Origin of the sequence: Mesorhizobium sp. M7A.F.Ca.AU.002.02.1.1 (assembly GCF_003998535.1) — a bacterium.
Classification (GTDB): Bacteria; Pseudomonadota; Alphaproteobacteria; order Rhizobiales; family Rhizobiaceae; genus Mesorhizobium; species Mesorhizobium ciceri.
The window spans coordinates 1-2,810 of sequence record NZ_RZPB01000769.1 but is presented as its reverse complement, the minus strand read 5'-3'; the positions used below and the strand labels follow the sequence as shown (position 1 = coordinate 2,810).

Sequence of the window (2,810 nt, the reverse complement as noted above, 5' to 3'; positions counted from 1 at the left end):
GCAGCGGCTGCGCCTTGTCGATGCCCTCGACCGGCGCGCGCACCACGGCCTGCACCTCATTGCCGACCATCATTCGCGCCAGCGAAGAGGCTGTTTCCTCACGCGGATTGCAATGGCCGACCACCTTGCCGTGGCGCAGCACGGTGGCGCGGTCGCAGATGCGTTTGACCTCTTCGAGCCGGTGCGAGATGTAGAGGATGGATTTGCCTTCCGAGCGCAGGCGCTCCAGCGTCTCGAACAGCTTGTCGGCTTCCTGCGGCGTCAACACCGAGGTCGGTTCGTCCAGGATGATGAGCTGCGGCGTCTGCAGCAGGCAGCGGATGATTTCGATGCGCTGGCGCTCGCCCACCGACAGGTCGCCGACCAGCGATTCAGGATCGAGCGGCAGGCCATAGCTGAAGGAAAGCGCCCTCGCCTTCGCAGCGATGCTGCTGATCGGCGAGCCGTCGTCCAGCGACAGCGCGATGTTTTCGGCCGCGGTCAGCGCCTCGAACAGCGAAAAATGCTGGAACACCATGCCGATGCCGAGCTTTTTCGCGACGCCCGGGCTGGAAATCCTGACGGCCTGACCGTTCCAGAAGATCTCGCCGGCATTGGGCTCCAGCGAGCCGAAAAGCATCTTGACCAGCGTCGACTTGCCGGCGCCGTTTTCGCCGAGCAAGGCGTGGATCTCACCCCTGGCGATGTCGAGATCGATATGATCGCACGCCGTCAGCGTGCCGAATATCTTGGTGAGGCCACGCACCTCAAGCAGGTTCGTGCCGTCCTGATTTGCACTCACAGTGCCTCCCATCTGGTTAGCCAGACATGTTCTGTGTTCCCGCAGGCATGGTAGGCGCGGCCGGCTCTCATCGGAAAGCGGCACACGTCTTGAAAGAGCTTCAAGAATTTCAGCGGAAATTCAAGGGATAGCAAGGCAGAACGAACTAAGGGATGAGAATGGTCGTCCCTGTGGTCCTGCGGCCCTCGAGGTCGGAATGCGCCTTGCCGGCGTCCTTCAGCGCGTAGCGCTGGTTGATCCGGATCTCGACCGCGCCGCTGAGCACGACCTCGAACAGGGCGGCAGCAGAAGCGTCGAGGTCCTCGCGTTTTGCGTTGTAGACGAACAGTGTCGGCCTTGTTGCGAACAACGAGCCCTTCTGTGCCAGCAACGACATGCTGAACGGCGGTATAGGTCCCGAGGACTGGCCAAAGCTGACGAACATGCCGAGCGGCCGCAGGCAGTCGAGCGAAGCCGGAAACGTGTCGTTGCCGACCGAATCGTAGACGACATCGCATTTCTTGCCGCCGGTGATGGCGGCGACGCCGGCGACGAAATCCTGTTCCTTGTAGTTGATGACGTGATCGAAACCATGCGCCCTGGCGAGCTCGATCTTGTCGGACGAGCTGGCGGTGCCGATGACGGTGGCGCCGAGATGTTTTGCCCATTGGCCGAGGATCAGGCCGACGCCGCCTGCAGCGGCATGGAACAGGATCGTGTCGCCGGCCTTCACCTTGAACGTCCGGCGCAGCAGATATTCCGCGGTCATGCCCTTCAGCATCATCGCTGCGGCCTGTTCGTCGCTGATGCCATCCGGAACCTTGACGACGCGGCTGGCATCGATGACGCGTTCTTGCGCGTAAGCCCCCGTCGTCACGGCATAGGCGATGCGATCGCCCGGATTCAGCCAGTCGACGCCATGGCCGACCTCCAGCACCACGCCGGCGGCTTCGCTGCCTGGCACGAGCGGGAAGCCGCCGGGTGGCGGATAGAGACCGGAGCGATGGTAGACATCGATGAAATTGAGGCCGATCGCGGTGTGCCGGACCAGGATCTGCCCGGATCCCGGCTGGCCGGGATCAGCGTCCTCATAGGTCAGAACTTCCGGGCCGCCATTGGCATGAATGCGGATCGCTTTGGACATTGCTAGGCTTCCTGTGGGCTAGGCTTGTGGGGCCAGGCTCCCTGTGGGAGTGGCCGATCAGGCCTTTTTGGCACCGAGATTGGGAAAGAACTGCATGATGCCACCGATGCAGGCAAGATAAAGCCCGGTGATGGTGATGCCGATCTTGGTGAAGGTGCTGACCTGCTCGCCCAGCACGCCGATCTGATCGTAGAAGGCGGCGAGCGCCGCTTGGGCCAGGGCAAGCGCGCCGAAAGCGCACCACAACAGGGTCATCCCAAGGTTGATGCGCCGCAGCCGCACCACCCGCACCGGGTGGATGAAGTTGATCGGCACGAAAGTCAGGACGCCGGCCACCACCACCACCGCGAACGAAACCCATTGTCCGGGCTCGATGACGAACAGGGTGAACACCACCATGTTCCAGACCACCGGGAATCCCTTGAAGAAATTCTCCTTCGTCTTCATGCCGGTGTCGGCATAGTAGATGGCGCTGGAAACGACGATGATCGCCGCCGACAGGAATGACAGGCCCTCGCCCATGAAGCCGCGCTGATAGAGCGCGAAGGCCGGGATCAGCACGTAGGTCACGTAGTCGATGATGTTGTCGAGCAGTTCGCCCGACCATGTCGGCAGGATCTCCTTGACCTCGAGTTTTCTGGCGATCGGCCCATCGATGCCGTCGACGAACAGGGCCAGCCCGAGCCACCAGAACATTGCGGTCCAGCGCTCTTCACTTGCCGCCACGAGCGACAGGAAGGCCAGGAACGACCCCGAGGCGGTCAAAAGGTGGACGGAGAACGCCCTCGCCTGCGGCCAGGTGACCTTCTTCTTCGGGCGCGGAATCCGGTCCGTGATCTTTTTGGCGGCTTTTCGTGCTGCCAAATTCCTGGCCGTTGTGTTCTTGCTCACGGGCCCCGCCAATCC

At 62.3% G+C, this 2,810-nt stretch carries 3 protein-coding genes; all 3 read right to left on the bottom strand.

What is annotated here, in order from left to right; genetic code table 11:
• A partial coding sequence (locus EN879_RS30960) for an ATP-binding cassette domain-containing protein (protein WP_164774690.1) occupies positions 1-793 on the bottom strand: 793 nt, incomplete at its 3' end.
• Positions 794-926: 133 nt separating this feature from the next.
• Positions 927-1,904 (bottom strand): quinone oxidoreductase, encoded by a 978-nt coding sequence (locus EN879_RS30955; RefSeq protein ID WP_063168005.1) that lies wholly within the window; start codon positions 1,902-1,904, stop codon positions 927-929.
• Positions 1,905-1,961: 57 nt separating this feature from the next.
• Positions 1,962-2,768, bottom strand: a complete 807-nt coding sequence (gene pcsA / locus EN879_RS30950) for a phosphatidylcholine synthase (protein WP_024503276.1) — start codon at positions 2,766-2,768, stop codon at positions 1,962-1,964.
• Positions 2,769-2,810 lie beyond the last annotated feature (42 nt).

Coding starts and splice junctions, on each gene's coding strand:
- EN879_RS30955 (WP_063168005.1), bottom strand. CDS start 1,904: ATGTCCAAAGCGATCCGCATTCATGCCAATGGCGGCCCGGAAGTTCTG.